We start from the raw sequence: 23,710 nt of genomic DNA, 5'->3' as shown, positions 1-23,710 counted from the left end.
GTCAGGATATCCCGAATTCCGACTTGATGGGTTCGATATTGACTTTCCTGCATCCTATTACCAGATCGGATCCGGAATCGAGAGCTTGTCGCAGAAGAGGCGCGAAGCCGCTTCCCTTCAGCTCCAGTTTGCCGATTTCGTCCAGGAGCAGCACCTTCGCCCCCTCCCGGATGGCCCCTTCGATTATGTCTCCGGCGAAGGCGAAACCCTCCCTGGAAAAACTGAATTTTCCGTGACGAAGTTCCTCGTTCCAGTTGGGGGGGAGCTTATCAGAGAGCCATGCGAAGGGAACCGTTGTGCGGCTCTGCAGGTCCACAAGCTCGTATCCCACGGTACTGCCGCCGTCCTGCACCCCGCGGCTGCAGAAACCGGACCCTCCGGGGGTTTCGTTGAAGACGTCAACAACAGCCTCTTCGCGGCTTTTTTCCCGGGTCTTCGTAATAAAACGTACCACCTCAGGCTCCCTAAAGATGCTGACCGCCGTCGATGGGCAGTACAAGGCCGTTCATGTACCCGGAGAGTTCCGAGGCCAGGTAGGCGATAAGGCTTCCCATCTCTTCCGGGCGTCCGATCCGCCGTACAGGCAGGGCATCGCCCTTTTTCCTGAGGTACTCTTCAAGCTCCATTCCCGCCTCTCTGGCCATGGGCTCGAAAAGCTCCCGCAGCCTGTCGGTGGCAAAGAGTCCCGGGGCAACGCAGTTGATGGTGACTCCGTCCTTTCCCCATTCAAGGGCCTGGCTTTTGGCGAGGCCTGCTATCCCGGCCCGAATCGCGTTGCTGAAAGCCATGTTCAGCTTGGGATTGAGAATAGTCGCCGAGGTGATATAGACCATTCTTCCCCAGCCGCGACGACGCATCCCGGGGGCAAAGGCCGATGAAAGGCGCAGAACACTCTCGAAGAGTCCCTCGTACTGCTTTTTCCACTCCCCGGGCCCAAAGGAATCCAGGGATCCTCCGGGAGGACCTCCGGTACTGACCACCAGGATGTCCGTTTCTCCCACAGTTTCTTTAAGTTTTTCAATGTCTCCGGCGTTTCGAAGGTCCGCCGTCAAAGCGGCGACCTTTGCACCTGAATCTGCCACAATTGATCGGGCGGCCTTTTGAATCCGTTCTTCGCTGCGGGAGACAATGCTGAGTTCCGCACCTTCTTTCGCAAGAACCGAAGCAGCGGCGAACCCGAGCCCGGAACTTGCACCTGTTACCAGGGCTTTTTTGTTTTTCAAACCTAAATCCATGCTACTCTCCCAGAATTGACTTACTCATAATATACGGCCTCGGGCTGTGTAAGTGAAGGTCAGTGTTCAGGATCGTGGGGATGCGCCAGACCGAGAGTCGATGAATGCCGGGAAACCCGAAAAATACCTGTAAAAATTACTATGTTATGAATAAATGTTTGCCTGTTCGGTGTTTACTGGATATTCATCCCCACGGTTCTGAACACCAGGTGATTATTTGACCGGTACCCGGATTACCGCTATTTTGGATATATACCCGGGTTGCGTAATCACCCGGAGGAGGCTGTTTATGGAACTCTCGATACTTGTTGCGAGGATACTTGCGGTGATCTTTGCTGCGGGGGGCTCTGCTGTGCTCATCGGGCGGCTGGATTTTTCCGAAATTGCAGAGGATTTTCGTGAATCCCCGGCTTTGACTTTCATTGCCGGATCCCTGGGGGTCATTACCGGGCTGGTACTCGTGGGGTACCATAATCTCTGGGTAGGGGATTGGACTGTCCTGGTTACGATTTTCGGATGGCTCATGCTTCTCGGCGGTCTGTCGGTGGTCATATTCCCCAAGTCCCTGGTTTTGATGGGTAAATACTATCGTCATTCCCCCCTCTGGGGCGTGCTTCTGATCTGCCTCGGCCTCCTTTTCGGGTATTTCGGGTTTCTGTTGTAACAGAAGCAAACGAAGTCTTTCGCAGGCGGAAAATTAAAGACCCAGGGCAATTAAGTATTAATTCTCCTTATCGCGTTGACAGTTTCAGGAAACACGCAGTAATTATCAATAGTATTTTGTTTAATTGAATATACATTTTGGGGATGTATAAGAAGCCGTACAAATACGGCCAACAACGGAATGATACTCTGTGGGTCCTTGCCGACAGGAGTCAAGACTTCTGTACTTTCTGCAAAAAAATCTTTCCGCATAACGCTTAAAAAAAGCAATTTCATCAGGTGTTTTCTACTGTTCCGTTTTTCTGCGGAGCCTAATAAAAGAGCCATTATACTATGTGTTTTCACCCCCGAACGACCTGTCAGTATTGTTTGCGGCAGCTCTCCTCCTGAAGAAATCTTTATCAGGAGTTCAGGGAAATTTATGCCTGCCTGCGTTGCATTTGCCGGCTCAATCATTCGCGGATTACATTCAATAAAATAGGGTACGCCGTTTTTTTCAATAAAATCGAGGGTTATGCTTCCATGCCATGCAAGGTGAGTACCGAGAACTTCCATATATTTTTGTGCTTCAGGATACTGCACACTGATCCGTGCCGCGGCGGAACCGCCTGCCCCGGAACCACGCTGCATGGATGTGTGCACCGCAAGCATTTTTCCCTTATTAAATACAGCCTGTACCTGTCCGTATCTACCCTCAATGTGCTCCTGAGCCATTAATCGGTTTTTACCGGCCAGGAGCATGTCTGCTATTTTTTTCTTGTCCCTTGCATTTGATACTTTATATACAGAACACCCGGCAGTTCCATACTCATCCTTTATCCAATAGGGACATGATACCTCAACCGCCATATTTGCATGTACTATATTCCAGCGGGGATGCGGTATACATAAGGAATCTGCAAGTTCAGCAAATGAAATTTTGCTCTGTACCATGTGAAATGAAGCTGGTGCTGCGACGGGCAATACATTTTCTGATGAAAAATAACGGCGTCCCTCTGAAAAAAGCCATGCCGTTTCATGAGTGGGAATGAGAGCTTCATATGCCCCGGAATTTATGAGTTTTGATACATGAGTAAGATATTCATGAGGGTTCTCATTGACATTATATGTAAAAATAAGTTTGTTCTTCCATTTGCTGAACAAAGTCATGGGTCTTTTTGCCGATGTCAAGATATCAATGATATACCCGCTGTTGCACAAGGATGTAAGCGTTTCACGTGATGTCAAGCTCGAGCCTTCCGAAAGCAGAACCTTCTTTTGAGTTCTCGCGTCTCCATATTGTTTATTCTTTTGTCCGCTGAGGATTTTATCCTTCATTTTTATACCAATAAACGCGATCACTACCATTAATACGGAAATCGCAGTAGCCAGCTTCCATTTTCCTTCCTGGAGCGAGGCACCTGCCATTGTGCACATCAGGTTGGCAGGAATTCGTGCCAATGTCGCAATTACAACAAATCGGGACATTTTCATACCGCTTACACCACAGACATAGGAGATGATATCCTTTGGAGCAGCAGGTACAGCATAATAATAACCGTTGCTATTTCCAGTTTATCCGGCTGGTGAAGAACGTGTATGCGTTCAATCTTTTCTTTTCCAAACAGCTTGTATAAGAAATGTTTTCCATACCTTTTCCCTATCCAGAACACCAGCATTGAAGCCGGGATTGAGCCCAGAATATTAAGGACTATACCCCCCCCATGCTCCGTACAGTGTACCGGAGAGTATCTGGACAGGCTCTGCCGGTACAGGAGCAATTACTATGTGCATAAACTGCATAAGCGCAACGACGACCCAGCCTATCGGCCCTATCTTCTCTATCCATTTTCTGAAAACAAGCTGATTAGCAGGTTCTGATATCCATGAAACACCAAAAAACGAAACAGCAACAACAGACAGAACGGCAAACACGGTAATACCTATTTTTAGTACCCTGCTTTTCTGAAGACTCCCAATCATATTTCCTCTCTTTTGTAAATGAACTATTCATTCATTTGCCGATGAAAAATTGTTTATTTTCCCGCGTGTGTACGTGCATACGCAGGAACCAGGTTGTCTAAAACAACCTCCCTGGCCTGTTCTTTCGATATATCAAGCTGGTTGAACGCAGAGTACCGGATATCCATTCCCCACCACGTTATAGTTTCGATAATATGGGTTACTGCATATTGAGGGAAATGCGGTTTTCTAATAACTCCTCTTTCAATATACCGGTTAAAATAAAATGTCATGGTCTCAAAAAAACGATTTCGAAAATCTCTGTAGTATCCGGCCAGTTTTTCAAATTCATACTGGTTCTTCTCGATGAACAGAAGACCTGCTGCATACCGGGCAACCAGGTCAAATGCGTCAGAAATGAATGCTGAAAAAGATGTCTCCGGCCGTGCAGATCGTTCCGAAAAATCCCGCAGTACAGTAGTAAAGGTCTCTTCTATTTCCCTTTCCAAACCTTCAAACGCTTCTTCGTTTATGGGCCGTTTCAGATTTTTCTCCATGAAATCCGGCTCTATTGTACATTTCAGCACAAATTGCATAATCTCTTTTTTACCGGAAAAGTCATGATATATCGTTCCCACTGATACGCCGACTGCTTGTGCTATGTGGCTGATTTGTGTGCGTGAGTATCCCTGCCTGATGAACAATGTGCTTGCTGATTCATATATAGCTTTTAATCGTGCATTCATAGGCTCTATCTTATAGAGATTGTAAATGAATCATTCATTATATGTCAATGCTTTTTTATGCGTGGTGTTTCCGGGAGCAGCCCTGAGTCTCATTGAACACAATTCCCTCATGGGGTAGAATATACCCATGGCAGAAGAGAACAAGATAATCTATTCGATGGTCCGGGTCAGTAAAAGCTTTAATAAAAAGCCGATCCTCAAGGATATATCCCTCTCCTATTTCTACGGCGCCAAGATCGGTGTTCTGGGGCTGAACGGTTCGGGAAAAAGTACCCTGCTGAAGATCATGGCCGGAGTGGACAAGGATTTTAACGGTGAGGCTATGCTTTCCCCCGGCTATACCATCGGGTATCTGGAACAGGAACCCCGGCTCGATCCGGAAAGGACTGTCCGCCAGGTGGTTGAAGAGGGAGTACAGGAGACCGTTGATCTTCTGAAGGAATATGACGAGATAAATACCCGCTTTGCCGAAGAGATGAGCGACGAAGAGATGAACCAGCTCCTTGAACGGCAGGGGGAGGTCCAGGAGCTTCTGGATACCCGTAACGCCTGGGACCTGGATTCCCGGCTGGAGATGGCCATGGACGCCCTGCGCTGTCCTCCGGCGGATCAGAAGGTGGGACCCCTGGCGGGGGGAGAGAAGCGCCGGGTCGCTCTGTGCCGCCTGCTTTTGCGGCAGCCCGATATCCTTCTGCTTGACGAGCCGACAAACCATCTGGATGCTGAAACCGTCGCCTGGCTTGAGCACCATCTGCATGAATACCAGGGAACCGTAATCGCTGTAACCCACGACCGCTACTTTCTGGACAATGTCGCGGGCTGGATCCTCGAGCTGGACCGGGGGGAAGGTATCCCCTGGAAGGGGAACTACTCCTCCTGGCTGGAACAGAAGCAGAACCGGCTGGCCAACGAGAGTAAACAGGAGACCGCCCGGCAGAAAACCCTGCAGCGGGAACTTGAATGGATCAGGATGAGCCCCAAGGGCCGGGCCGCCAAGAGCAAGGCCAGGGTGAACCATTACGAGCAGCTGCTGAATCAGGAGACCCGGGAACGGCAGAAGGAGCTTCAGCTCTTTATTCCCCCGGGACCTCGGCTGGGGGATATCGTAATAGAATGCCAGGGGGTACGCAAATCCTACGATTCACGAATCATCGTGGACGACATGAACTTTTCCGTTCCCCCCGGCGGGGTGGTGGGGATTATCGGTCCCAACGGAGCAGGAAAAACCACTCTTTTCCGCATGGTTATCGGCCAGGAGAACCCGGATTCCGGAGATATCCGCCTCGGGGAGACCGTGAAGCTTGCCTACGTGGACCAGACCCGGGAAAAGCTGGACCCGGACAAAACGATATTCGAAATGGTAACCGGCGGGCGGGAGAACATGAAACTGGGGAACCGGGAAATCAACAGCCGTTCCTACGTGGCCCAGTTCAATTTTTCCGGTGCCGACCAGCAGAAAAAGGTGGGGATCCTCTCGGGAGGAGAGAGAAATCGCGTACAGCTCGCCCTGATGCTTCAGGAGGAGGCAAACGTACTGCTCCTGGATGAGCCCACCAACGACCTGGACGTCAACACCATGCGGGCCCTGGAGGACGCCATCGAGCTCTTTCCCGGCTGCGTGATGGTCATCAGCCACGACCGCTGGTTTCTGGACCGTATCGCGACCCACATTCTGGCCTTCGAGGGCGACAGCAGGGTCACCTTCTTTAACGGCAACTACAGCGAATACGAAAACGACCGTATAGAACGCCTTGGAGAGACTGCCCTTATTCCCCACAGAATCAAATACCGCAGTCTGACCAGGGACTGAGATCGGATAATCAGTCCCTGGGATCCAGCAGCCGGTCCAGGGTTGACCGGTCTATACCCAGCATCCGGGCGGCATGGCTTTTATTGTATCCTGCCGCCTGCAGTGCTGATTCGGCGGCCTGGTGTTTTATCGTGTTCAGGGTTCCGCAGAAGGACAGTTCATTTATCCGGGAGCTTCGGGAACTCAGACTGTTGTTCAGCTCCCGGGTGATGATTTCCAGATCGGAAAGCTCCAGGCAGCGGGTGGCTATGGTAAGAGCCGTCCGTTCCATTATGTTTTTCAGTTCCCGTATGTTCCCCGGCCAGGGGTAGCAGCGCAGTCTGTTGAGGATATCCTCGGTAAGCCGCACCTCCTTGCCGCCATAGTGTCTGCAGAACTGTGTAAAAAAGTGTTCCGCCAGCAGGGGGATGTCTGCTTTCCGTTCCCTCAGGGCTGGAATATGAAGGTTCAGCAGATTCAGACGGTAAAAAAGGTCGGGGCGGAAATGGTTCTCGTCGATCAGTTTACGCAGGTCCCTGTTGGAAGCCGCTATTACGCGAACGTCGACATCCCGCAATCTGTCTGATCCGATGCGGCGAATCCGGCGTTCTTCCAGGACCCGCAGAAGATTCATCTGCATTTTCTGATCAATCTCGCTTATTTCGTCCAGGAAAAGAGTTCCTCCGTCGGCCAGCTCGAAGAGTCCTTTCTGTCCCGCCCTGGAGGCTCCGGTAAATGCTCCCTGCTCGTAGCCGAAGAGTTCACTCTCCAAAAGCGGTTCAGGTATGGAGGCACAGTTTACCGCCACGAAAGGACCCTCTTTTCTTGGCCCCGAGGCGTGAATACTCTGGGCGAACATCTCCTTTCCCACACCGCTTTCCCCTTCAATCAGGATTGTGGCATCCGTCATGGTATAGGCCCGGGCGACGGCCAGCACACGTACAAAGGCTTCATCCCTGCCCAGGATATCCTTGAAACTGTAATGAGTGTTGAATGTTCCGGCAGATGGGTGCTTATTCCCGGCGCTCTTACCGCTATGAGCGTGACTGCTTCGTATGATAGTTGTCACTGTCCCGTGAATTCCCTTTTGTGATACCAGGGGGGCGGAATTGATCTCGTAGACCTCGGGGCCCTTCGGGCGGGAGAGTTGTATGCTCTCCGGGTTTCCATTGCGAAGGGTAAGGGAGATTGTGGATTTCAGTTCTTCGAAATCCCTGAAATACCCGGCCAGTTCATCCAGAGAGGCGCCTATCACCATACCCGGTTCCATTCCGAAAATCTCCGCCGCCTTTATATTGAAGCTGGTTACTCTTCCATGGGTGTCGGTAGAGATAATACCCTCCTGCACAGCATTCAACACGACCTGGATCTGATCCTGCTGTTCCCGCTGACCATCCGTGTTCAGGAGCTGTGAATTCCTGAGGGCTGTGAGAAAATCATCCTTGCTGGATGTTATCAGGTACTGACTCTCGCAGTAGGATCTGAGATTTATAAAGGCGGTCTGATCCCCGATAATTGTATCGATTCCGTGATGGCGGATAAGGTGTTCCGCGCTGCGTCTGATATGGTCAAAATTATAGTCGGCAGCCTCATAGGGGATCGGGAGTTCCTGGATTTGAAGACCTAAAACCCGTGCGGCGGACCTGGCCCGGAATACAGCGTTTCTGAAGCCCACAACCAGGATCTTTCTGTCCAGGCCTTTCAAAGGATAGAGAATTCGCAGGAGGTCCAGTTCACTTACCGGGACCCGTACAATGGGAACATTGACATACCGTTCAATTATGGAGGCTGTTCCCCCCCGGCTGATGATGCAGTCCGCCCCCCGTTTCTGGGCATCCATGGCGAAGGGTATTGCCTCTTCGGTTTCACCCTCGAAAATCTTCAGGTCGAGTTTCAGTTCTCTCCCGGTTTCCGAAGCAATTTCCACCAGGCCTTTGTACGGCAGGATCGCATAAGCATCCATTATACCTATTATTGCACGGGCCCGGAAAATCGACAAGAAAATACGCAGCACAGTGCCGGAGAATACCGCACCGGCTGCAGTTTTTTACAGCATGTACTTTCTTGTATATCCCGGTATACGGGCGCATATGCACCGATAACCCTGGCAAGCCTGTTTATCAGGTAATTAAATACTTACCCGTCAATAAGATAGAAGATGCTGAACATTTAAGATGTTTTTCCCCGAATCTCTTTCTGTGGAGCTGCAGCTGGTACGCTTCTTGAATATCCACCTTCAGGCGCAGATTTTCTTTGCGCTTTATATTGACCAGGAGGTACGGAATGAACAGAGGACAGAGGGGTATAGTTTTCCTGATACTCATCGTATTGACCTTCGGTATGCTGATCGCCTGCGGCGGTTCCTCAGGGGAGGATGCAACGGCTGAAGCGGCGGCTCCTAAAAAGGAGGTTATACGCTGGAGGCTGCAGTCCTGGGCTCCCGCCGGAGACAGGACCTACGAAGCGGCTCAGCGTTTCGCGGAGGTGGTTGAAATTGCTTCCGACGGGCAGCTCCTTATTACACCGTATACCGCCGGATCGGTTATTCCCGGTGGAAAAGAGTTTGATTCGGTCATGTCGGGATCTGTGGAAGCGGTTCACGGACCTCCGGGCTGGACAATCGGCTACCTTCCCGGCGCCGTGTTCTTTACCCAGTATCCGGGAGGACTGACCTCGAATCAGCTCGAGATGTGGATGAAGCTGGAGGGTCGTAAAATAGCCCAGGACCTTTACGATGATCTGGGGGTTCACTATGTCGGTATCCTGACTCTCAGCCCTGCTGAGGTCTGGGCCCACTCCACCAAACCCCTCCGGTCTGTTGCGGATATCAAGGGATGGAAGGTACGGCTCGGGACTACAGCGCTGAACGCAATTTTCCAGAAAATGGGAGCGACCCCGGTCTTTCTCCCCGGGGGAGAGATTTATGAATCTGCGAAAAGAGGCGTTATTGACGGGTTCGAATACATCAACCCCTCGCTGAACTGGGATATGGGATTCCACGAGGTTGCGAAGTATATGTACCTGTCTCCTTCCCGGGCACCTACGGATACCCAGTGTATCTATGTCAACGGGGATACCTGGGACAAACTGCCGGAGAATCTCAAGACAATTGTTACCATGGCGACAGACCAGATCGCCAGGGAGTACTACACCGAGTCGGTAAACCGTGATGTGGAAGCAGTGCAGAAATATATCGACGCCGGAACCATCGTGGAACCGGTTCCCCAGGACATTATCGATCTCTTGAACGAGAAATCCCTGGAGTATTTCCAGGAAGAGTCTGCCAAGGATCCCAATTACAAGCGAATCTATGACAGTGCCATGGCCTGGAAAGAGGTTTGCGAACGTTTCGACATAAAGTAGCACTTAACCAAATAACCCCTGCCGGATCAGTCAGAGCCGGCAGGGAGTCTTACAGGAGTTATCCGATGGGAAAAGAAGCCCTGGAAAATGACTGGGCCATTGTCCGCGGTTTTGCCCGTTCAGTCTTTGCATTGAGCGAGGCAACCGGACAGTTCATAAAGTATCTGGTAATGGCCCTGGTTCTTGTTCTGTTTACCGAGGTAACCATGCGCTATGTTTTCAATTCCCCGACTGTCTGGGCGCTGGAAACCTCAAAAATGCTGCTTGGAACAATCGGCGCCTGCGGCTGGGGGTATACCCACAAGCTGGGCGGGCACGTGCGGGTGGATGTTATCTATGCCCTGGTTCCCCGCAGGGGGCAGGCCTTGATCGACGTTATCATGTCGCTGCTGATGCTGTTTCCCCTGGTATTCGTGCTGATAGGGGTAGGGACAAAATGGACGATTCGCGCCTGGCAGACCGGCGAAAAGATGATCGAGAGCAGCTGGCTGCCCCCGGCGGCCCCGTTCCGCACGGCCCTTCTGCTGGGGTTCATCCTTTTCGGGCTGCAGTGTCTGGCCCAGTTTTCCTGTGATCTGTACTACCTGATCAAAAAGAGGGAACTGATATGATTGGCGCGTTTGCACAATTAAGCCCTGAGACAATAACGATTATCATGTTCGGAGCCCTTTTTGTAGGGGTATTGACCGGCTTTCCCCTGGCCATTCCCATCGGCGGGGTGGGGGTCATAACCGGCTTCCTGCTCTTCGGGCCGAACTCCTTCGATCTTATCTACAGCCGGGTATACGCTATCGTCACAGATTATGGCCTGATGGCTGTGCCTCTCTTCGTATTCATGGGAAATATGCTGGAAAAGTCGGGTATCGCGGAGAGGATGTATAAAGCCCTCTACCTCTGGTTCGGAGGGTTCCGCGGGGGGCTGGCCATTGTCAGTATAATAATTGGAACGGTAATGGCGGCCAGTGTAGGTATTATTGCTGCATCGATAACCATGCTGACTCTGGTGGCTCTTCCGGCCATGATCGAGCGCGGTTACGACAAAGGCCTGGCCACCGGGGCAATATGCGCGGGGGGCTCCCTGGGTATCCTTATCCCTCCAAGTATCATGCTGATAGTCTATGGGCCGGTAGCCCGGATTTCCGTGGGCAAGCTCTTTATGGCGGCCTTTGTACCGGGACTGGTGCTTTCCGGCCTGTATATGGTCTATATAACCATACGCTGCCTGATGAAGCCCTCCCTTGCCCCGGTTGTACCCGTCGAGGAACGGAGAGATTCCTTCTACCACAAAAGCATGCTCGTTCTGCAGACCGTCGCTCCCACGGCGATTCTTATTCTCTCGGTGCTGGGGGCCATCTATTTCGGTGTCGCAGCACCCACTGAAGCAGCTGCCGTAGGAGCCGTAGTCGCCACCCTTCTGACTCTAGCCTATCGCAGGCTGACGATTCCGGTCCTGATGGATGTGGCTCTTTCCACGATCAAGCTGACGGGTATGGTTTTGCTTATCGCCAGTGCGTCCACAACCTTCGTAAGCGTTTTTCTGAGTGCAGGCGGCGGGGCTGTTGTAGAAGATTTTATCCTCGGCTTCCCCGGGGGACGCTGGGTTGTATTCACGATGATCATGGTCATCTGTTTTATTCTGGGGGCATTCATCGACTGGATTGGTATTATCTTTGTAATGGTACCGATTCTTGCGCCGATTATTCCCAAGCTTGGATTTGATCCTCTCTGGTTTGCAATGATGGTAATCGTCAACCTGCAGATGTCCTTCCTTACTCCTCCCTTTGCCTATGCCATGTTTTTCCTGAAAGGAGCGGCAAAGCCGGAACTGGGTATAAGCACCAACGACATCATACGAGGCATGATACCCTACGTCTTTATTGTCATGGTCGTACTCCTGTTAATGATTGCCTATCCGCAGATTGCTCTCTGGTTGCCCAGTACGATGTAGAGTCTTTATGAATCTCCGGCGGGATTTCCCCCGTCGGAGCATCTTTCTTCCCGGGAGGGCGGGCCATGGTAGCTAAGAGCGAATTGTCCCTCTCTGAGCTGCAGAAAATTGCGGGCGAAGTTCGCAGCTGTGTTTTACAGAACAGACCTGACCGCTCTCTCAGCCATCTTGAAATTGCCGCGCTTCTGTTCAGAGTGAATCCGGCACGGGTAATCTGGTCCAGCTCCTTCAGCAGGTCGGCACTTCATGCCCTGTATCGGGAAATCGGGGAGCGCGATCCGGGGAAGACCCCCGGCAGTCCAATCATGCGCCGCCCTCACAGCGCTCTGGGATTTGCAGCGGGAGTCGCCTTTGAAGCTTCTCTTCAAGGCGGGAAGAGCTGTACCTGTTGCTGTATGTCCGATACCGATCAGTTCCTGGGAGGAGTCTGGGAAGCCGCAATCAGGAGCGTCAAACTTCGCCTGGGAAAACTCATCGCCTTTGTTGTAGAGTCCGGTCCCGGTGCGGGATTCATCGCCGACAAGTATGCTGCCTGCGGATGGAATGTGCGCTTCATGAATGCCGCTGCCATTGCTGAGGGGTTCAGCCAGCTGAAACCTCCTGAATCAGGGGATATTCCGTCTGTGATTATCACCCAGGCGCTTGAAGATGACCCGGAATTCTCAGCACTGCGATCAGGTATAGACAGCAGCTCTGCAGAGACCGCTTTTCATGAACAAATATCCGCAATCCTGCGGGGAATAGAGGAGGTGCCGGGAGAGGCTCGGAAGGTTATTTTTTCCGTTACCGAAGGAGGCCGGCTGTGCAGCTTTCCCGGGGCATACGGAAATACCGAAAAAGTCCAGGTGGTGGATTGCGGGCCCGCCGCCGCGACGGCCTTTTCTCTGGCAAGGGGCGTCGGAGAGGCCGGCGGCACCTCTTTTGTCGCACGTTGCAGCAGGAGCGGTTTTTCTCTTTCCGGAAACCTGCGGAAGGCACGGCACATGCGCCGGATTGAGTGTCCCTCCAGCGCCCGGGAGGCGGAGCAGACTGTCCGGAGTTTGTGGGATCTCGATGTTCCCTGGGAGATACACATAAGCGCCTGTCTGTAAAAAATTACCAGAAATCAACACTATTTTATATACGGAATAAACAATACGCACCTAAGCTGTATACATATTGAATACAAAAAATATTTGGATGTGTTTATGACAAGCAGAGAAAGGGTAGTTGCGGCATTACATTTCGGCAATCCGGATCATATTCCTTTGAACCTCTGGTTTCACCAGGCAACCAGGCAAAGATATGGTGAACAGCTTGCCGGGCTCATCCGGAAATATCCGAACGATATTGATCTTATCGCCGGTCCCGGGGACAGAAACTTCTACAGCCGTTCCACCACGGCAGGACGCTATACCGACACCTGGGGAAGCTCATGGCTGGTGCTGGCGGATGGCATGGTCGGGGAGGTCAAAGAACCCGTCCTGAAAGACCTGACGGATGTAAAAAAATTCTCTCCCCCCTATGAATGGCTGAAATCCGAATGGAGACGCAACGATGCCGTTGTGGAGGAGAAAATCAGAATCTCCCGGAATAACAGGCGTTTTGTTGTCGGCGGCAAGGTCGAGCCTTTTCAGCGCATGCAGTTTGTCCGGGGCACGGAAAACCTGTTCATGGATATAGGAATGAAGGAACAGGAATTGTTTGTTTTCCGGGATAAAATTTCCGAATATTTTGATTTCTATCTCGATTACTGGCTTGAGAAGGATGTGGACGGGATCTTTTTTACCGAGGACTGGGGGTCCCAGATCAGCCTGCTTATCTCTCCCCGGGATTTTGTCTCGATTTTCAAACCGGTTTACAAGGACCTCATCGAAAAAATCAAAGCCAGGGGAAAATACGTGTTCTTCCACAGCGATGGCTATGTATATGATTTATACAAGGAATGGATCGACCTTGGCGTTGATGCTGTCAACAGCCAGCTCTGGATTATGGACCTTGAAGAGATCGGCAGAAACTTTAAAGGAAAGATCTGCTTCTGGGGCGAAATCGATCGTCAGAATGTCCTGGCCTTTCAGGGCCCCTCAGAAATCCGAAAGTGTGCCGCCAGGATGAAGGATCTTCTCACGGTAAACGGCGGAGGGCTGATTGGACAGAGTGTTGCGGGGGTGGATGTCTCGCTGGAGAACATAGAGGCTCTGTGCACCTGCTGGTAACGGCTCAGGTTTGAATATTGTTCAGATAACTGAATAATTTTAATTGACAGCTGAAAAACGTCGGTATACAATTTGAATACAAATGGACTATAGAGGGGATTTGTGTTTAAAAAAACCGTCCAGAGAATAATCGGACAGTTTTTTTAAACGGACCATTTCGGCCCGTTATTTAGGAACGAAGGAGATTTTGGTATGAACAAGAATGTCGTGAAGCTTCTGGTTATCGGACTGGCAATGCTTCTGGTTGTCGCTCTTTTTGCCGAGGGCGGACAGGAGAAGGCCTATCCCAGCAAGGATATCCAGTTTATTTGTAACGGCGGTGCCGGTGGCGGTACGGATACGATTAACCGTAAACTGGCGTCCATTATAGAGAAATCCGTGGATGTAACCATTCCCGTAATTAACAAGCCCGGAAAAGGCGAGGCGGAAGGTCCTTTCGACGTTATGCGCGCCCGTAATGATGGATATACCATCGGGAACCTCACCTATGGTGCGGTAGTCGGTGCGGTATACTACAAGCTTATTCCCCAGTACGACATAGACAATCTTGAGATTATCTGCGTCGTAACCCAGGAAGCCGACGCATTGATGGTAAAAGCCGATGCTCCGTGGAAAAGCTATAAGGAGTTCATTGATGCTGCCAGGGCAAATCCCGGCAAGCTGCGAATCGGGATTACCGCAATCGGCGGACGGCCTTCGATGATAACGACCCAGATGGAAGAGGTTTACGGTGTCAAGTTCCAGCAGATCGAATACGTTGAGGGCGCGGGACCCCAGCGGGAAGCCCTGCTGAGCGGCGAATGTGATGCTGTCATTACCAGCCTGGGGGATTTCGCGGCGGTACTCAAATCCGGTGCCGTCAAGGGCCTTGTTGAATACTCCCTGGAACAGAACGAAACCTATCCTGATGTTCCGACCATCGCTTCTCAGGGCAATCCTGAAATGGAGATCGGCAGCTTTATCGCTATCGTCGCTCCCAAAGGAACTCCCCAGGACGTGCTTGACACCCTGGAAAAATACTACTACGACGCCCAGCATTCCAAGGATTTCCGGGACTGGACCCTTTCTGTAGGTGTTACCCCCACCTGGTACGGTCAGGACAAGGCGGGCGACTTTGTACGCAACCTGATGGAATCAAACTTCAAGACTCTGGACGGTATGCGGGCCAAGGGTATAATCGAATAAGCCTGCCGCATCGTATGTAAAAGATAAGAGAAAACGGCGCCCCCTTATGGGGCGCTGTCTGCATAATTATCCTGAAACAGAGGAAGGTCATATATGGAAATCCGCAGTCCGTATCTGCGCGCGAAAGTTGTAGTGCCGGCGGTAATGCTGCTGGCCATGATGGGCTATCTGACTTTGGCTATTGAAATGGGGACGTTCTTCGTGGGGAACAAGACGGGAGAAGCCTTCTTTCCCCTCATCCTGGGGCTGTTAGGCATTCCCCTGGGGGCGAAGATCCTTTTCGACGCGGTTCAGGAAGTCAGGGAGGAACACGGAGGAGCTGAACAGAAACCTTTCAAGGTTGTTTCGACGCCGTTCATTCTTTCGATTGTCTCGTTTGCCTATATTGTTGCTTTCTATTATATCGGTCTCATTCCCGCCATGCTGGGATATGTTTTCCTGTTCATGGTTTTTTTTGACGATGAGGTCCGTCAGCTTCTCAGAAAATTCATCTACTCGGTAATTGTTACCGCGGTCATTTATCTGCTGTACGCGGTAATCTTCAAAGTCCAGTTTGATAAGATCTTCTTTGGTCTTATTCTGTAGCACAAGGGAGAAGAAACAATGTCAACTTTTACGCAAATTCTGCAGTCCTTCACCCTTCTGGCCGATCCCATACTCCTGTTCACCCTTGTGATAGGATTCGGCGTGGGGGTAATCTTCGGATCGATTCCCGGCTTGACCGCCACTCTGGCCATCGTACTGCTGCTGCCGATGACCTACAGTATGTCCATGAACGCGGCGCTCTTTATGTGCATGGGTATTTACATGGCAGGAATGTACTCCGGCAGTATAACCGCGATAACCATAAATATTCCCGGCGCGCCCTCTGCGGCCATGACCGGACTTGACGGCCACGAAATGATGAAGAAGGGCCTCGGGGCCCGGGCCCTGGGCCACGCGACCCTGGCCTCGGCCATCGGCGGTACCATCGGCGTGCTGCTGCTGATTGCCGTGTCGCCTCTGGCAATGAAACTTGCCCTGATGATCCGTACTCCCGGAAAGGCTTCGCTTATCCTGTTCGCCTTTATTGTAATAGCTTCCCTGGATGGAAAGCGCTGGCCCAAGTCCGCCTTCATGATCATCCTGGGACTGGCCCTGGCAACCTTTGGCATGGGTGTCGTCCGCCCCACCCAGCGCTTTACCTTCGGTACTGTGGCCCTTTTGGACGGTTTTGATTTTGTCCCGGTAATAATCGGGTCCTTCGCCATCGCAGAACTTCTGACCCAGTCGACCATCAGCAACGCCGATTTTAAACGTATGTCCGATGAGGCCTCGGGACTGAAGATCAAGCGGCGTGATTTCCTGCCTCCCTGGGAGCAGGTTAAGTCCGTGGGAATCTGGCGTTACTTGAAAAGCGCAGTAATCGGCTATTTTATCGGCGTCCTTCCCGGGGCCGGCGGCAGCATGGGGGCCTTTGTTTCCTATGCGGAGGGCAAACGTTCTTCCAAACATCCGGAGCTCTATGGTACAGGTCATTACGAGGGAATCGCTTGCGCCGAAGCAGCCAATAACGCGGTCTGCGGTGGAGCTCTGGTGCCGATGCTTACCTTCGGTATTCCCGGTGACGGCGTGACCGCCATTGTTCTCGGTGTACTGATGGTCTACGGTGTTATTCCCGGTCCGGAGATCCTCTCCAAGCAGCTCTACCTGGTGGCTCCCATGTACGCGGCGCTGCTGTTCGCGGCGGTCGTTCTGATACCTCTGTCTCTCTTTCTGCTCGGGCCCTACTATATCAAGATTGTAAAGATTAACCGCCTGGTTCTCTATTCGAGCATCGCTGCCATTTCCCTGACCGGTGCATTTGCATCGACCTATACGGTGTTTCAGATGTTCGTGGCCCTTGGAGTGGGGGTGCTGGTCTTTTTTCTGCGAGCCCAGAAATACCCTGTTGTACCGTTTATCCTGGCTGTGCTGCTGGGTCCCTTGTTCGAGGAATACTTTCGCCGGGTCCTTTCCATTTCAGAGAACAACCCGCTGATCTTTTTCACGGAAATTGACAGCCTCGTTTTCCTGGTGCTGGCAGTGGTCTTTGTTATTTTCCTTAACAAGTTCAATAAACAGATCAAGAATTAGCTGTATGGACACAAGGAAGAGCGTTTTATGATATCGGGAGAGAGGGTCCGTACCATTCGGGATCTGATGGACAGATATCTGGAGATTGTGAACAGTCCCCGTAACCTGCAGAACGCTTCCTTGTGGAAAGAACACGGCGGATGGAACCGCGACAAACCAAGAGGTTTTGTGCCCTCAAGAAGTGGTGAGACTGTTCCTTTTGTCGTGGAGCTGGATATTTCCCTGTGGCGCAAGCTCACAGGAAATACTAATCTGATTGACTATTATAGTGATCCGTATACTCACATGGAGTTCCAGTTGCTGCGAAATCTGAAGCACCATGAGATGTATCGGGACAACTATGTCTACACCGATGAACTCTATATCTGGTTCGGAGTCATTACCGAGCTGAGCCTCTTCGGCAGCGAGGTTGAATGGCAGGAGCATAAAGAGGGATGGATAAAAGGTCCGGTCCTGCAGTCCCTTGATGATATCCAGAGACTAAGGCCGCCGGATTTTTATACCAGCGGCCTGATGCCCAGGGTTCACGAGTTTTATGAAGTCATGAACGAAGTAGCCGACGGGCGCATGAAGGTCATGTTTCCCGAGCTGGCCCGGGGGCCTTTCTGCATGGCGGTGCATCTCAGGGGAATCTCGGATCTGTTCTGCGAAGTGCTGACGGACCCCGAATCGGTACACCGCCTGATGCGTTTTATCGTGGACGCGGAGAAGGCCTGGACCGCGGAACGCAGCAGGTTTACCGGGGAAGAGCCTTCCAGGATCAAACTCTTCAACGACGAGATCGACTGTCCTTCCATCGGTCCGAAAATTTATGACGATCTGATTTTTCCCTACGAGAAGGAGCTGGCCGATAAGTACGGAGGGGTGCGCTACTGGCATAGCTGCGGGAATATTACGGCTTTCCTGCCCGCCATAAATAATCTGCCGAACCTGGATGTAGTTCATATCGGTCCCTGGACCTCCTACGAAGAAGCAGACCTGATCTTTGGGGATTCAACGGCCCTGGAGATATGCCTGCACCCTGTCAATGATGTTGTGATGGCAACTGAAACCCGGATGAGAGCGAAACTGGAAGATATTGTACAAAAATGCCCCCATGGGAATTTCTCGGTACGGGCGGACGCCCTGATGCCTCAGGGGGATGACCTTGAGGACCAGCTGGAGAAGATAAAAATGTGGGAATCCCTGGCGCTGGAGTATTTCGGCGGAGATAGTAACTAAACTGAAACATGGAGAAGTAATGGCATACAAGATATTGGTCCCGCAGACGCTGGATAAATCAGGACTCGATTATCTGCGTGAGCTGGGCTGTGAAATAAAGATGGGATCGGGAATAGACAGGGATACCCTGAAAGCGGAGATTGCGGATTGCGAAGCCCTCTACCTCCGGACGGCTGTCATCGATCGGGAGGTTCTCGAAGCTGCGGGAAAGCTGAAGGTAATCGCCCGTTACGGAGTCGGGGTGGATAATGTTGACCTCGATGCAGCAAAGGAACTCGGGATCTGGGTAGTCAACTCACCGGTGGCGAATATTACCACGGTGGCCGAACACACCATCGGGTTTATCATCGCCTGCGCCCGGAACTTCTACCGCGGGGACCTGGCCACCAGGACCGGAGATTTCGAGTTCCGCAACCGGGAGATCGGTTTTGATCTGGCTGGAAAAACCCTGGGCCTTCTGGGGCTCGGAAAGATAGGTTCGGAAGTTGCCCGGAAGGCAATACATGGACTGGATATGAAGGTAACGGCCTATGATCCCTATGCCGACAAGGGGCGCATTCCTGAAGGTATCGAGCTGCTTGGGAGCCGGGAGGATCTGTTCAGAACGGCCGACTTTGTCAGTCTGCACGTGCCTGTTACCGATGAGACCCTGGAGGGCGTAGGCGCCGCTGAGTTCAAACTCATGAAACAGAGCGCTTATCTAATTAACTGCGGCCGGGGAAAACTTGTCCGGGAAGCCGAGCTCGTCGAAGCGCTTCGGTCCGGTGAGATTTCCGGGGCCGCCCTGGATGTATTCAATCCCGAACCTCCTGCTGACGGCAATCCACTCTTTTCTCTCGGTAATGTCATCCTGTCTCCCCATAACGCTGGGCTCACTCAAGAGGCGGCGGTGAGGCTTTCCATGGATGCTGTCAGAGGAATTGAAGATGTTATGAAAGGGGTACAGCCCAAATTCCCCGTGGTTGTGCCGGATCGCAGATAGCAGGTTCCTGTTTAGGAAAGGAGGTTTCCGGTGAAGGACAATTGTATCGGTTTCCTGCATCCCGGCAACATGGGGGTTTCCCTGGCCGCGGCGGTAATTGAAAACGGCTATGACGCCTGCTGGATTCCCGAAGGTCGAAGCCGCGAAACCCTGGAGCGTGCGGAGAAACACGGCCTGACTCCGTTGAGCTCTCTTGAAGATATGTGCGGAACCTGTTCGTGTATAATCAGCGTATGTCCTCCCCATACCGCCCTGGAGACAGCCGCCGAAGTGGCGGCCCTGTCGTACAAGGGGCTGTATGCCGATGTTAACGCCATCTCGCCGGTCCATGCTCGGGAGATAGCTTCGCTGATTAATGGTGCCGGTGCGGATTTCGTCGACGGCGGCATTATCGGCGGCCCCGCCTGGACGCGGGGCGGTACATGGCTCTACCTGTCGGGAAGAAGCGCTGCACAGATCGCTGGATATTTCAGGGATACTTCTCTTCTGACAGAGGTAATCGGAACCGATGCCGGGAAGGCCTCTGCGCTGAAGATGTGCTACGCCGCCAATACCAAGGGAACCCTTGCCCTGCTGTGCGCCGTTAATGCCGCCGCCGACAGGCTTGGTGTGCTGAAGGAACTCCGGACCCAGTGGGAGCGGGAGGCTCCGGATAAAGCGCAGAAAATCAGTGACAGGATCCGGGCGGTTACCGCGAAGGCCTGGCGCTTTGAAGGGGAAATGCTGGAGATTGCAGAGACCCTGGAGCAAGCGGATATTCCCGGAGGTTTTCACCGGTCGGCGGCGATAATTTACCAGAGGATTTCCACGTTCAAGGATGCCGGAGACAGTCCTTCCATGGAGGATGTCCTGAAGGCACTGCAGCAGAAGGAGTAGGCGGCCTGATTCTGTCCGGAGAGCCACAGTTAAGGAGTATACATGAAAGGTCAGTTTCGTGGAGTTTTTACCATTCCCCCCGCGGTCTATCACCAGGATCTGAGTGTCGATTACGAGGGCATTCGCCGTTGTGTCCGTTTCTGCCTGGACTGCGGCGCCCACGGAATCGTAATTCCGGTCTACGCGACGGAATACTTTGTTTTGGACGACGAGGAGCGGAAGAAGATCGTCGAGGTAACTGTACGGGAAGTCAATGGAAAGGCGCCTGTCCTGGCGGGGGTGACTTCCGCCTATGTCGGTAGGGCTGTCGACCTTGCACAGCATGCCCAGGCAGTGGGCGCCGACGGCATAATCGCCGCGCCGCCGCACTTGATGAAGGTAACGGAACCTGAACTGTATGATTATTATCGTCGGATCAACGACGCAGTCAGCATCCCCATAATGATTCAGCACCTCTTTCCGCCCCTGGGAACGGTTATGAGTGCCCGGTTCATAATGAGGCTCATCCGTGAACTGGACAATATAGGCTACTTGAAGGAAGAGAGCCCCCGTACCAATGCCATGATATCGGCGATATTGGAAATCGACTCCGAAACCCCTTCCGGCTTGCAGGGTATAATGGGCGGAAACGGCGCACGAAATATCATCGAAGAGTATCAGCGCGGTATCTGCGGAACCATGCCGCCAAGCCAGTTTACCGATGTGATCGTCGATGTCTGGAACCTTCTGGAGAAGGGTGATGCCTCGGGGGCCTTTGAGCTGCACAGCAAGGTACTGCCGGCCCTGCTGTTTGGGGGAACCTATCCGATAATCTCCTACAAGCATATGCTCAAAAAGCGCGGAATACTGGATTTCGCCGGCTGCAGGCCCGCGGGATGGCCGGAGATGGATGAACTGAGCTTTGCCATGCTGGACAGGATCATGGAATCGGTGAAACCTTTTTTGCGGGTAATTTGAAGAAGGTACTTACCACACAGCAAAAAAACAGACTCATAAAAGCACCAGGATGCAGTAAAAGATGTTGACGTATAGGCAGCTTCGCCGGGCACAACGGAATTATTACCTCTTCATGGCCTTTAATGTTATCTCCATAAGCTTGCTTGCGGGGAATATTCTGTTCCTGTATGCAATCCGCCTGGGCGCCGGGACTCATCTTATCGGTTTTTTGTCTGCCCTGACTTCCGTTACTTTCGTATTCAGTATATTTGGCCGACGAATTGCCGGACGTTTGGGAGCGGTAAAGACAAAGGGTTTTTTCTGGCTCGCCCGTTATCTGGTTATGGCCCCGGTGCTGTTAACCCTTATTCCCGCTGTCAGAGAATCTCCTGTTCTGGCATTGGGTACCATAAGTCTTGGTGTTTTCGGGTTTAACCTTTTCAAGGGTATCGCCCTGGCGGCGGAAAAACCCATACAGGGCTTTATAACCAGAGACAGTGATCGAGCGGCATTTATCTCCATGAACAATATCATTCTTTTCTCCGGCCACATCGCCATGGGACTGCTCATGGCTGTATTGCTGGGAAAAGACAGCCCGCTGTTCATGTATGGGATATTCATATTTTTCGGGATTATCGCAGGGGTTTTTGCCTCGTACTACACCCTTCAAATACCCGAGCCATGGAACGGACCTAAAGCTTCTTCACAATCATTGTTCAGAAACATGGTTAAGGCGTTTCCCCGTCCCGAGTTCTCACGCTTGTTTCTTCTTGTCATGTTCAGCAACATAGGCATAGGAATGTCCCTTGGTTTCATCGTTGTTTATGCAAAGGATGTGTACACGCAGCCTGATAATATGGTCGTGTACTTTACGGTTTCTGGTGCCCTTGGGGCGCTGACCATGGCGGGATTACTGCGATTTCTTTCGGACCGTATAGGTCCGCGACCGGTATACTTTTTTTTCAATGCCCTGCGTTTGCTGTTCCTGTTACTGGTTATTGCGGCTCCGGTTTTTTCTTCGTGGTTTCTTACAATTTTCTTTCTCTGTACAGCTTTTTTTCTTGAACAAATGACCTACTGGGGATTTAACGCTGTTGCAGATATCTACTTTCTGTCCACAACGAAACCGGAAGATCATCTTGATCTGGGCATAATTATAAACATGGCCCGTGGTTTTTTCGGTATGATCGGGTCGCTGGGCGGGGGCTTCCTGCTTGGCTGGTTGCAGGGATATTTCAACCAGAGCCTTATCTCGTTTCGCGTATATTTTCTCGGTTCAAGTCTGTTTTTTATTGCCAATATTATCGTACTGGCATATCTGCCTGCCGCCAGAAGCATTGCGATTCCCGCTGCAATTCGCGCCGTATTCAGTGCTCGGGCACTTAAGGCCATGTACTATATGAACAAGCTTCAGCGGGTTAGGTCTGAAGACGAGGAACGCAGTATTGTTCTCGCCATGGGGGGAACAAAAGACAGGATTACCATTTCGGAACTGCATAAACGCCTCAAGTCTCCCAGTATTTTTGTGCGGACCGAGACCCTGCTGTCACTGGAACAGTTTGGGGCCGATAAAAATACCCTCGGACTCCTTATCGATCAGGTCAGAAACAACCCCTTTACGACGGCTCACATCGCCGCCAGAATTCTGGGGGATCTGGCTAAATCCGGTAAATGCACGGACATGCGAATCAGACAGGAAGCCGAGGACGCTCTTACGGAAGCCCTTGATTCACAGGACTACCTGCTGAAAAGCAAGGCCGCCCTTGCGCTTGCATATTTTTGCTCCGACGGACTGGAGGAAAAAGTCATCAATAGTCTGAGGGAAAATATGAATCCCAGGGAAATAATTTACCTTGTTAAAGCGCTGGAAATCATGGAACGGATTGAGGCCCTTCCGTTGATTTTCGAAAAAATATCCGGCTGTCCTCATCCCCACATTATCGACGACCTGATTCTCAGTGCCGCCGGACTGCTGCAAACAGGCTTATGGTTTTATTCCCATTTTTCCCTGTATCTGCAGGATTCGAAGGAAGGCCTGAATGCCTTGAGAGGGGAAATCCCGGAATCCGGTAATTCTGAATCTTTGTCCAGGCTGATCGCTTACCTGCACGGACCGGAGTACCCGCCCCTGCTTCTGGATTTCATCATTCAGAAGACCGCTGTAACCGGCGATGAAAAAAGAATAAGAGTTCTCAATTATATCAGGGATTATGCTGAGAGAGACGGGGAAAAACTGCCGGACAAGGCACGTTATCTCTGCGCGGCAGAGATGGTTGCCTGCGAAAGTCCCGTGTCGGCGCAGCATGCCATGGTGATGGGCGAAGACCTGTAGAACCAGCGTCAGATCGATAGTAATGTTGCACCGTGCAACATATGATGCAGCCGTGTTTCGCATCCTGGCGACACACGAGACGCGGTTCGGTGCATACAGAGTATTGTGGTTTTTAAGTGCATGTGGTATATGCATTTATTAAGTTGTTTCATTTGATTTTTTTGGCATGTATTTTGCATTATA

At 51.7% G+C, this 23,710-nt stretch carries 21 protein-coding genes; 15 read left to right on the top strand and 6 right to left on the bottom strand.

Annotation, left to right across the window (positions count from 1 at the left end):
• Position 1: 1 nt before the first annotated feature.
• Both B4O97_RS10215 and B4O97_RS10210 read right to left on the bottom strand, forming a co-directional pair.
• On the bottom strand, positions 2-454 hold the full coding sequence (locus B4O97_RS10215) for a nucleoside-triphosphatase (protein WP_158084251.1): 453 nt from the start codon (positions 452-454) through the stop codon (positions 2-4).
• A gap of 10 nt (positions 455-464) precedes the next feature.
• Positions 465-1,235, bottom strand: a complete 771-nt coding sequence (locus tag B4O97_RS10210; RefSeq protein ID WP_083050572.1) for an SDR family oxidoreductase — start codon at positions 1,233-1,235, stop codon at positions 465-467.
• A gap of 289 nt (positions 1,236-1,524) precedes the next feature.
• Here B4O97_RS10210 and B4O97_RS10205 point away from each other — a divergent pair, with 289 nt between their 5' ends.
• Positions 1,525-1,899: a hypothetical protein gene (locus B4O97_RS10205; RefSeq protein WP_083050570.1), complete on the top strand. Its 375-nt coding sequence runs from the start codon at positions 1,525-1,527 to the stop codon at positions 1,897-1,899.
• 50 nt (positions 1,900-1,949) lie between these two features.
• On the opposite strand, the gene B4O97_RS10200 is transcribed toward B4O97_RS10205, so the two are convergent.
• From B4O97_RS10200 to B4O97_RS10185, 3 genes are all read right to left on the bottom strand, one after another.
• Complete coding sequence (locus tag B4O97_RS10200; RefSeq protein WP_158084250.1) at positions 1,950-3,305, bottom strand: ATP-grasp domain-containing protein; 1,356 nt, start codon at positions 3,303-3,305, stop codon at positions 1,950-1,952.
• Positions 3,306-3,581: 276 nt separating this feature from the next.
• Entirely contained in the window at positions 3,582-3,860 is a 279-nt protein-coding gene (locus B4O97_RS10190) for a TVP38/TMEM64 family protein (protein WP_083050566.1), read from the bottom strand.
• Positions 3,861-3,913: 53 nt separating this feature from the next.
• Positions 3,914-4,585: a TetR/AcrR family transcriptional regulator gene (locus tag B4O97_RS10185; protein ID WP_083050564.1), complete on the bottom strand. Its 672-nt coding sequence runs from the start codon at positions 4,583-4,585 to the stop codon at positions 3,914-3,916.
• Between the two features lie 127 nt (positions 4,586-4,712).
• Between B4O97_RS10185 and ettA the strand changes: the two genes are divergently transcribed.
• Entirely contained in the window at positions 4,713-6,395 is a 1,683-nt protein-coding gene (ettA, locus tag B4O97_RS10180; RefSeq protein WP_083050563.1) for an energy-dependent translational throttle protein EttA, read from the top strand.
• A 10-nt stretch (positions 6,396-6,405) separates the two neighbouring features.
• Here ettA and B4O97_RS10175 read toward each other — a convergent pair whose 3' ends face one another.
• On the bottom strand, positions 6,406-8,337 hold the full coding sequence (locus tag B4O97_RS10175; protein ID WP_143305643.1) for a sigma 54-interacting transcriptional regulator: 1,932 nt from the start codon (positions 8,335-8,337) through the stop codon (positions 6,406-6,408).
• Positions 8,338-8,657: 320 nt separating this feature from the next.
• Here B4O97_RS10175 and B4O97_RS10170 point away from each other — a divergent pair, with 320 nt between their 5' ends.
• From B4O97_RS10170 to B4O97_RS10110, 13 genes are all read left to right on the top strand, one after another.
• A complete protein-coding gene (locus B4O97_RS10170) occupies positions 8,658-9,737 on the top strand; it encodes a TRAP transporter substrate-binding protein (RefSeq protein ID WP_198947054.1) in 1,080 nt (359 codons plus the stop codon).
• A gap of 65 nt (positions 9,738-9,802) precedes the next feature.
• Positions 9,803-10,348, top strand: coding sequence for a TRAP transporter small permease subunit (locus B4O97_RS10165; protein WP_083050559.1), 546 nt, complete (start codon positions 9,803-9,805; stop codon positions 10,346-10,348).
• Entirely contained in the window at positions 10,345-11,685 is a 1,341-nt protein-coding gene (locus B4O97_RS10160; RefSeq protein ID WP_083050558.1) for a TRAP transporter large permease, read from the top strand. Before B4O97_RS10165 ends, B4O97_RS10160 begins: the two co-directional genes overlap by 4 nt.
• Positions 11,686-11,750: 65 nt before the next feature.
• Positions 11,751-12,776 carry a thiamine pyrophosphate-dependent enzyme gene (locus B4O97_RS10155; protein WP_083050556.1) on the top strand — a complete coding sequence of 342 codons (1,026 nt, stop codon included), beginning with the start codon at positions 11,751-11,753 and terminating at the stop codon, positions 12,774-12,776.
• A 96-nt stretch (positions 12,777-12,872) separates the two neighbouring features.
• Positions 12,873-13,880: a uroporphyrinogen decarboxylase family protein gene (locus B4O97_RS10150; RefSeq protein WP_083050555.1), complete on the top strand. Its 1,008-nt coding sequence runs from the start codon at positions 12,873-12,875 to the stop codon at positions 13,878-13,880.
• Positions 13,881-14,072: 192 nt separating this feature from the next.
• Positions 14,073-15,065, top strand: coding sequence for a Bug family tripartite tricarboxylate transporter substrate binding protein (locus B4O97_RS10145; RefSeq protein ID WP_083050553.1), 993 nt, complete (start codon positions 14,073-14,075; stop codon positions 15,063-15,065).
• Positions 15,066-15,158: 93 nt separating this feature from the next.
• Complete coding sequence (locus B4O97_RS10140) at positions 15,159-15,650, top strand: tripartite tricarboxylate transporter TctB family protein (RefSeq protein ID WP_083050552.1); 492 nt, start codon at positions 15,159-15,161, stop codon at positions 15,648-15,650.
• Positions 15,651-15,668: 18 nt separating this feature from the next.
• Positions 15,669-17,180, top strand: coding sequence for a tripartite tricarboxylate transporter permease (locus tag B4O97_RS10135; protein ID WP_083050550.1), 1,512 nt, complete (start codon positions 15,669-15,671; stop codon positions 17,178-17,180).
• A 27-nt stretch (positions 17,181-17,207) separates the two neighbouring features.
• Complete coding sequence (locus B4O97_RS10130; RefSeq protein ID WP_083050549.1) at positions 17,208-18,401, top strand: uroporphyrinogen decarboxylase family protein; 1,194 nt, start codon at positions 17,208-17,210, stop codon at positions 18,399-18,401.
• A gap of 19 nt (positions 18,402-18,420) precedes the next feature.
• Positions 18,421-19,383: a hydroxyacid dehydrogenase gene (locus B4O97_RS10125; RefSeq protein WP_083050547.1), complete on the top strand. Its 963-nt coding sequence runs from the start codon at positions 18,421-18,423 to the stop codon at positions 19,381-19,383.
• 30 nt (positions 19,384-19,413) lie between these two features.
• Complete coding sequence (locus B4O97_RS10120) at positions 19,414-20,259, top strand: NAD(P)-dependent oxidoreductase (RefSeq protein ID WP_083050545.1); 846 nt, start codon at positions 19,414-19,416, stop codon at positions 20,257-20,259.
• 42 nt (positions 20,260-20,301) lie between these two features.
• The gene (locus B4O97_RS10115) at positions 20,302-21,216 is read left to right on the top strand and encodes a dihydrodipicolinate synthase family protein (protein ID WP_083050544.1); all 915 of its coding nucleotides are present in this window, start codon (positions 20,302-20,304) and stop codon (positions 21,214-21,216) included.
• Positions 21,217-21,277: 61 nt separating this feature from the next.
• Complete coding sequence (locus tag B4O97_RS10110) at positions 21,278-23,527, top strand: MFS transporter (RefSeq protein WP_143305641.1); 2,250 nt, start codon at positions 21,278-21,280, stop codon at positions 23,525-23,527.
• Positions 23,528-23,710 lie beyond the last annotated feature (183 nt).

Origin of the sequence: Marispirochaeta aestuarii (assembly GCF_002087085.1) — a bacterium.
Classification (GTDB): Bacteria; Spirochaetota; Spirochaetia; order JC444; family Marispirochaetaceae; genus Marispirochaeta; species Marispirochaeta aestuarii.
The sequence above is the reverse complement of the archived record's forward strand: the minus strand, read 5'-3'. Positions and strand labels throughout refer to the sequence as shown.

Bases quoted from the DNA above. Each gene is read 5' to 3' on its own strand.
- B4O97_RS10210 (WP_083050572.1), bottom strand. From the start codon at position 1,235: ATGGATTTAGGTTTGAAAAACAAAAAAGCCCTGGTAACAGGTGCAAGT.
- B4O97_RS10205 (WP_083050570.1), top strand. From the start codon at position 1,525: ATGGAACTCTCGATACTTGTTGCGAGGATACTTGCGGTGATCTTTGCT.
- B4O97_RS10200 (WP_158084250.1), bottom strand. From the start codon at position 3,305: ATGGCAGGTGCCTCGCTCCAGGAAGGAAAATGGAAGCTGGCTACTGCG.
- B4O97_RS10190 (WP_083050566.1), bottom strand. From the start codon at position 3,860: ATGATTGGGAGTCTTCAGAAAAGCAGGGTACTAAAAATAGGTATTACC.
- B4O97_RS10185 (WP_083050564.1), bottom strand. From the start codon at position 4,585: ATGAATGCACGATTAAAAGCTATATATGAATCAGCAAGCACATTGTTC.
- ettA (WP_083050563.1), top strand. From the start codon at position 4,713: ATGGCAGAAGAGAACAAGATAATCTATTCGATGGTCCGGGTCAGTAAA.
- B4O97_RS10175 (WP_143305643.1), bottom strand. From the start codon at position 8,337: ATGGATGCTTATGCGATCCTGCCGTACAAAGGCCTGGTGGAAATTGCT.
- B4O97_RS10170 (WP_198947054.1), top strand. From the start codon at position 8,658: ATGAACAGAGGACAGAGGGGTATAGTTTTCCTGATACTCATCGTATTG.
- B4O97_RS10165 (WP_083050559.1), top strand. From the start codon at position 9,803: ATGGGAAAAGAAGCCCTGGAAAATGACTGGGCCATTGTCCGCGGTTTT.
- B4O97_RS10160 (WP_083050558.1), top strand. From the start codon at position 10,345: ATGATTGGCGCGTTTGCACAATTAAGCCCTGAGACAATAACGATTATC.
- B4O97_RS10155 (WP_083050556.1), top strand. From the start codon at position 11,751: ATGGTAGCTAAGAGCGAATTGTCCCTCTCTGAGCTGCAGAAAATTGCG.
- B4O97_RS10150 (WP_083050555.1), top strand. From the start codon at position 12,873: ATGACAAGCAGAGAAAGGGTAGTTGCGGCATTACATTTCGGCAATCCG.
- B4O97_RS10145 (WP_083050553.1), top strand. From the start codon at position 14,073: ATGAACAAGAATGTCGTGAAGCTTCTGGTTATCGGACTGGCAATGCTT.
- B4O97_RS10140 (WP_083050552.1), top strand. From the start codon at position 15,159: ATGGAAATCCGCAGTCCGTATCTGCGCGCGAAAGTTGTAGTGCCGGCG.
- B4O97_RS10135 (WP_083050550.1), top strand. From the start codon at position 15,669: ATGTCAACTTTTACGCAAATTCTGCAGTCCTTCACCCTTCTGGCCGAT.
- B4O97_RS10130 (WP_083050549.1), top strand. From the start codon at position 17,208: ATGATATCGGGAGAGAGGGTCCGTACCATTCGGGATCTGATGGACAGA.
- B4O97_RS10125 (WP_083050547.1), top strand. From the start codon at position 18,421: ATGGCATACAAGATATTGGTCCCGCAGACGCTGGATAAATCAGGACTC.
- B4O97_RS10115 (WP_083050544.1), top strand. From the start codon at position 20,302: ATGAAAGGTCAGTTTCGTGGAGTTTTTACCATTCCCCCCGCGGTCTAT.
- B4O97_RS10110 (WP_143305641.1), top strand. From the start codon at position 21,278: ATGTTGACGTATAGGCAGCTTCGCCGGGCACAACGGAATTATTACCTC.